Annotated in this window: 6 protein-coding genes; 3 read left to right on the top strand and 3 right to left on the bottom strand. The window is 72.8% G+C overall.

Features of this window, described 5'->3' with window-relative positions; genetic code table 11:
* Positions 1–45: 45 nt before the first annotated feature.
* Both HW578_RS22350 and HW578_RS22345 read right to left on the bottom strand, forming a co-directional pair.
* A complete protein-coding gene (locus HW578_RS22350; RefSeq protein WP_198372921.1) occupies positions 46–795 on the bottom strand; it encodes a DUF6065 family protein in 750 nt (249 codons plus the stop codon).
* A gap of 72 nt (positions 796–867) precedes the next feature.
* Entirely contained in the window at positions 868–1,038 is a 171-nt protein-coding gene (locus HW578_RS22345) for a hypothetical protein (RefSeq protein ID WP_198372920.1), read from the bottom strand.
* Between the two features lie 403 nt (positions 1,039–1,441).
* Between HW578_RS22345 and HW578_RS22340 the strand changes: the two genes are divergently transcribed.
* Positions 1,442–2,428, top strand: a complete 987-nt coding sequence (locus HW578_RS22340; RefSeq protein WP_198372919.1) for a Bug family tripartite tricarboxylate transporter substrate binding protein — start codon at positions 1,442–1,444, stop codon at positions 2,426–2,428.
* A 219-nt stretch (positions 2,429–2,647) separates the two neighbouring features.
* A complete protein-coding gene (locus tag HW578_RS22335; protein ID WP_198372918.1) occupies positions 2,648–3,421 on the top strand; it encodes an SDR family NAD(P)-dependent oxidoreductase in 774 nt (257 codons plus the stop codon).
* 14 nt (positions 3,422–3,435) lie between these two features.
* Here HW578_RS22335 and HW578_RS22330 read toward each other — a convergent pair whose 3' ends face one another.
* Positions 3,436–4,320: a polysaccharide deacetylase family protein gene (locus HW578_RS22330; protein ID WP_198372917.1), complete on the bottom strand. Its 885-nt coding sequence runs from the start codon at positions 4,318–4,320 to the stop codon at positions 3,436–3,438.
* A 168-nt stretch (positions 4,321–4,488) separates the two neighbouring features.
* On the opposite strand from HW578_RS22330, the gene HW578_RS22325 reads away from it, so the two are divergent.
* Positions 4,489–5,331 (top strand): mechanosensitive ion channel family protein (locus HW578_RS22325; protein ID WP_198372916.1); only part of this gene is annotated, 843 nt, incomplete at its 3' end.

Raw genomic sequence — 5,331 nt, 5'->3', positions numbered from 1 at the left:
CGGGAGCCGCGCCGCAGGGTCCACCCCCCTGCGGCGCGGCGGGCCTCAGGCGGCGCGGCGGCGGCGGCGGACCTCGGCGGCATTCCGGCCGAGCGGGCATTGCCCGCCGCGCCGGGGGGCCACCACCGACCGCTCGTAGTCGGCCCAGTCGGCGGGGGCCATGGCATCGAGACCGGCAGCCACCGGGAACGCGTTCAGCGCCGCCTCGTCATAGGCCGCGCGCGGGATGGGCTGGACCTGGAAGATCGGCAGGCCAGCGTCGAAGCGCACCGGCGCATGGGTGCGCGTCAGGCGCAGGTTCACGAAGAGCGGGCCGAACCATCGGTCGGCCTCGACCAGGCCCTCGTAGACCTCGAAGCCCGGCTGGCGGGGCAGGTTGACCGGCGGGCGGACCAGCAGGCTCCAGCCGGGGCGCGAGCGCGCAAACAGGCCCGACCAGAGGTTCACCAGGCCCGGCTCGGGCAGGGCGCCGACCAGCGGCGGGGAGAAGCCGCGCACGCCCTCCGGCGCCGCGGCGTCGAACTGTTCCCGGAAGCCGGGGAATTGCGCGACGGAGAGCGGGTACCAGCCCTCGGCGCCGTCCCAGCTCCAGTGGATCTCGCTGCCGTCCCAGACCAGCGTGAGGCCGATCGGGGGGAAGACCAGCCAGCCGAAGCCGGACGCGGTGGTCGCGGACTCGCAATAGCGGAACGCCCGCGTGGGCAGGGTGCCGCCGGCGGCGCGGTCGGCCCGCTGCGGGGCCCGTCCGCCGGGGGTCACCTGGTGGAAGCGGATCAGCGGTTCGGCGTCGGGCATCGCGGCGGGTCCTGGCGGGGTGGGCGAGGGGGTGCCCGGCCTGCCGCGCGGGGCAGGCCGGGCGAGGCTGTGTCAGCCGCGGGCGAAGACCGGCGACAGGCCGCCCATGCGCAGCGTGCCGGCATCGGCGACGCTGGCCGGCGGGAACAGCGGCGACAGCCCGCCCAGGCGCAGCGTCGGCATGGCCGGCAGCGGGGTGGCGACGGACGTGGCGGGGGCCGGGAGGGTCTCGGTCTGGGACATCGGGGGGCTCCTGTCTGGTCGGGCCTGGGGGCAGGTCCCGGTAGGTGCCGCGGGCGCGGCTGGGGGCTTGGCGCGCGAGGGATCGCGCCCCGGTGGGCGGGGGGCGGGCGAGGAGAGGTTCGCCGCGCCGGTTGCGCTGAAGGTAGTCTGTCCTAGCCGGCTGGCGCCCCGGGCGGCGCCGCCGGGCCGGGGCCTCCGGTGGCCCCGACCGCCAGTTTTCGAGGCCGTGCCTGTCCGCTGGTGGGTTCTTCGTATCGCTGACGACCGGATGGCGTCAAGACAAAATTCTTAGAAGAGCGATTTATTGTCCTGGTCGGCTCCTATTGTGGCGCGCAGGCCGGGCAGCCCCTATCCTTCGTACCGTTCGGCCGGCGCCAGACCGGCTTCTCGGGAGACTTCATCCATGACCTTGTCGACCCAGCGCCGCGCGCTGCTGCTCACGGCCGTCGCCGGCGCGCTGCCAGCCCCGGCCATCGCCCAGGCGCCCTGGCCCAGCCGGCCGATCCGCGCGATCGTGTCCTTCCCGCCGGGGGGCGCCATCGACAGCGTCACGCGCCTCATCGCGCCTGCGCTCGGCGAGGTCCTGGGCCAGCCGCTGGTGGTCGAGAACCGCCCCGGTGCCACCGGCACCATCGCTGCCTCCGCCGTCGCGAGCGCGCCTCCGGACGGGACGACATTCCTGTTCGATGCCTCCTCCCATTCCGCGGCGCCGCACCTGGTGCGCAACCTGGCCTTCAACTACGCGACCGCCTTCGAGCCGGTGACGCAGCTGACCTCGGTGCCGCTGATCGTGGTGGCGCATCCATCGGTGCCGGCGAACACCATCGCGGAGTTCCTCGCCCTCGGCCGCGCGCGGGCGGCGGCGGGGAACCCGCTGGTCTATGCGTCCTCGGGCAATGGCTCGGCGGCGCATTACGCCGCGGTGCTGTTCCTGCAGCAGGCGGGGTGGGAGGCGACGCATGTGCCCTTCCGCGGCGGCGGGCCGGCGGTGCAGGCGCTGCTGTCGGGCACGGTGCAGTTCCATTTCGGCACGGCGGCGTCCTCGACCGCGCTGGTGCAGGAGGGGCGGATGAAGGGCTACGCCGTCACGACCGCCGCGCGCATCCCGCAGCTGCCCGAAACGCCGACGCTGCGCGAGGCGGGCCTCGCGGGCTACGAATGGATCGAATGGGGCGGCGTGTTTGCCCCTGCGGGCACGCCGGCGCCGATCCTGGACCGCATGAACGCGGCGCTGCGCGAGGCGCTGGCACTGCCCGCGACGCAGGACCGTCTGCGCCAGATCGGCATGGTGCCGGTGGCGAGCAGCCGGGCGGATTTCGCGCGGTATGTCGCGGAACAGCGAGAATTGCTGGGGCGGCTAACGCGGGAGGCGAACGTCACGCTGGATTAGTTTGCCCTCAGGCGGCGGGCGGTCCGCGTCCGCGGCCCTTGCCTTCGCGTCTGCCTTCGCGCGATGCACTGGCGCGCGGGTGGCTGCCGATGGTGTGGGCGCGGTCGCGCCTTGCGCCGCCGGATCGCACGGCGCGCGGTCCGCCTCCAGGGATGAATCTTGCTGCGCGCCGCTGCACCGGCATGAAATGCTGCGCCCGCCGTTGGGGGGAGGCACGCGATGAGCGATCTGAGGCCGGGGAACCTCGGCGCCTATGCCCTCGAGGGCCGCGTTGCCGTGGTCACGGGCGGCAGCAGCGGCATCGGCGCGGCGACCGTGCAGCGGCTCGCCGAACACGGTGCGCGCGTCGTTATCGGCTACAACAGCGGCAAGGACCGGGCCGATGAGTTGGCGGCGCGGCTGCCGGGAGACGGGCACCTACCGATCTTCCTGCCGGCGACCGACAGCGCGGCGCTGCGCATCGCGGCCGCCGAGATCGCGCAGCGCTTCGACCGCGTCGATGTGCTGGTGAATTCGGCCGGCACGACGCGCGCCGTCCCGCATGGCGATCTCGACGCCATGGACGACGCGACCTTCGACCGCATCCTGATCACCAATGTTCGCGGCCCCTTCGCGACAATCCGGGCCTTCCTGCCGCTGCTGCGCCGCGGTGGCGACGCTGTCGTGATCAACATCTCCTCATTCGCTGCGCTGCGCGGGCAGGGCAGCAGCGTGCCCTATGCCGCGTCCAAGGCGGCGCTGGACACGATGGGGAAATCGCTGGGGCGGGTCCTGGCGCCGCAAATCCGGATCATTGGGATCGCCCCGGCCGGCGTTGATACCGACTTCATCCCTGGGCGCACGCAGGAGGGCTTTCTGCGCCACATTGCGCAGAGCCCGCTGAAGACCATCTGCCAGCCCGATGACGTAGCCATGGCCGTGCTGGCGGCCGTGACGCACCTTAGGCTGACCACGGGCTCGACGATCCTGGTCGATGGCGGGTCGCATCTCTGAAGTCGCCGTGCTGCCTACGCGCCCGGCGCTTCTCGCTGCGCGATGAACCAGTCGCCGATCGCGGTCGAGGTCGCAAACGCCACCTCCGGGTGCCGCGCCAGTTCCGCCATCACCGCGGCGAAGCTCTCCATCCGGTGCGCCACGCCGATCACATGCGGGTGCAGCGCGATGGTCATCACCCGGGTGCGGTCGAAGCCGCCGCGCGACCAGAAGGCCATCGTGTCGCGGATGCGGTCCGCCAGCGCGGAGGAGGCCTGGTTCGCCACCACATAGACCGGCACGTCGTTCAGCTCGACCGTATAGGGCAGCGAGACCATCGGACCATCGGCGGTGGTCATCCACACCGGCTCGTCATCCACCAGCCAGTCGTGCAGCAGATCGACGCCGTTCCGCAGCAGCACTTCCGGCGTGGTGTCCTTCTCGGAGAGCCCGGGGCCGAGCCAGGCGCGCACGGGCTGGCCCGAGAAGCCGCGCATGATGGCGAGGCTGTCGCGCACCCAGGCTTCGTCCTCCTCCACCGTGGCCAGCGCCTTCTGATAGAGGCCGTGGCCGACGAAGTCCCAGTCGGCCTTCAGCATCGCTTCCGCCAGGCGCGGGTAATGCGTGCAGATCTGCGCATTCGACAGGTTCGAGGCCCGGATGCCGAGCCCGGCGCACAGGTCGAGCAGCCGCTTCATCCCCACGCGCAGCCCGTATTCCACCCAGGTGAAGTTGGGCACGTCCGGCACCGCGCGGATGCCGTGCGGCGGCGGCAGGATGGCGCGCGGCATGGGCTGGTCGAAGGGCCAGTATTCCACGTTCACCGCGACGTTCACGATCACGCGCTTGCCGCGGAAGGGTGCCAGCGGCGCGCTGTCGCCCTCGAGCCGGAAGGGGATGCGGGGGTTGGGCGTGGTCATGCGGTGGCTCCGGCGTGGTGCGTTCTTCCCCAGGCATCGCGCGAAACGCCCCGTGCGTCGAGCCCGCGGCGCCGGTTCCACTCGACCGGACGCTGCTCTAGCATCGCTGGACGGGGCCAAACTCGCCGCCAGGGGGAAGCGCTGACCCGAATCCCGTTCCATCGCCTGGTGCTGCCGCTCGCCCTCGCCGCCGCAACGCTGGTGCCGCATGTGCTGCTGCCCGCCGATGGAGCGGCCGGCGCGCTGCGCCTCGCCACCGGCACGGCCTTCTGGCTCTGCATGGCCTGGGCGGCGGCGCGCCTGGCCGCGCTGCTGCTGGCGCAGCATCCGAAGCTGCTGAGCGACCTGATCGGCGCCGCGCTGTTCCTCGCCGCCGGCGTGGTGGTCACGCAGGTGGTCTTCGAACTGCCGGCGACCGGGCTGATCGCGACATCCTCGGTGCTGATCGCCGTGCTCGGCTTCGCGCTGCGCAACACGCTGGGCGACATCTTCTCGGGCATCGCGCTGGGCATGGAATCGCCCTACGCGATCGGCGACTGGATCGAGGCGACCGAGGGCTGCGCCGGGCGCGTCACCGGCATCTCCTGGCGATCGACGCGGCTGGTCACGCGCGATGGCGTGACGGTGGTGGTTCCGAACTCGCTCATCGCCGCGCATCGCATCGCGGTCTACGGATCGGGCGAGGCGGGCCGCTACCGGGCGCAGGTGCTGGTGCCGGTCGATGCCACGGTGCCGGCGGCGCGGGCGCGTCGCCTTCTGCTGGCCGCCGCGATGGAGGCCGGGCGCGAGCAGCCCGCCTTCGAGCCCGACGTGGTGCTGGTCGATGTCGCGCAGGGCCTGGCGCTCTATGCCGTGCGCTTCCACGTGCCGGATTACGGTGCGGAGATGCGCTGGCGCGATGCGGTGGCCGGCGCGTCGCAGGCCGCGCTTCAGCGCGCCGGGCTCGAATTCGCGCGCCCGGCGCGCGAGGTGGGGCCCGGCCGCGCCTGGCAGCCGCCCGCGCCGGCATCG

The organism is Roseomonas rosulenta, assembly GCF_016106005.1.
Lineage (GTDB): Bacteria > Pseudomonadota > Alphaproteobacteria > Acetobacterales > Acetobacteraceae > Neoroseomonas > Neoroseomonas rosulenta.
Note: the sequence above shows the minus strand (reverse complement) of the source record. Positions and strands in the feature narration are given on the sequence as shown.

Excerpts from the sequence above, each read along its gene's own strand:
- HW578_RS22330 (WP_198372917.1), bottom strand. The coding sequence starts at position 4,320 with ATGACCACGCCCAACCCCCGCATCCCCTTCCGGCTCGAGGGCGACAGC.
- HW578_RS22340 (WP_198372919.1), top strand. The coding sequence starts at position 1,442 with ATGACCTTGTCGACCCAGCGCCGCGCGCTGCTGCTCACGGCCGTCGCC.
- HW578_RS22335 (WP_198372918.1), top strand. The coding sequence starts at position 2,648 with ATGAGCGATCTGAGGCCGGGGAACCTCGGCGCCTATGCCCTCGAGGGC.
- HW578_RS22345 (WP_198372920.1), bottom strand. The coding sequence starts at position 1,038 with ATGTCCCAGACCGAGACCCTCCCGGCCCCCGCCACGTCCGTCGCCACC.
- HW578_RS22350 (WP_198372921.1), bottom strand. The coding sequence starts at position 795 with ATGCCCGACGCCGAACCGCTGATCCGCTTCCACCAGGTGACCCCCGGC.